This window comes from Marinobacterium sedimentorum, from assembly GCF_024267675.1.
Lineage (GTDB): Bacteria > Pseudomonadota > Gammaproteobacteria > Pseudomonadales > Balneatricaceae > Marinobacterium_A > Marinobacterium_A sedimentorum.
The window spans coordinates 1-221 of record NZ_JALDYX010000187.1 but is presented as its reverse complement, the minus strand read 5'-3'; the positions used below and the strand labels follow the sequence as shown (position 1 = coordinate 221).

Sequence of the window (221 nt, the reverse complement as noted above, 5' to 3'; positions counted from 1 at the left end):
CTTTGGCACTCTCTATCTGGCAAATTTGGGAGCAGAAGTCATAAAAGTGGAAGATATTTCCAATGGTGGCGACGTGGGGCGAAGCGTTGGTCCTTATTTCGTAGAGGGCGAATCAGGGGATAACAGCAGCTTGTTTTTTCAAGGTTTTAACCACAATAAACGCAGTTTATCCCTTAATCTTTCTGCCCCTCAGGGACAGGAAATCCTACACAGATTAATTC

General features: G+C 44.3%; 1 protein-coding gene. It reads left to right on the top strand.

Features of this window, described 5'->3' with window-relative positions; genetic code table 11:
• The coding region (locus tag MRS74_RS23790) for a CoA transferase (RefSeq protein ID WP_254582752.1) at positions 1 to 221 on the top strand (221 nt) is incomplete at both ends.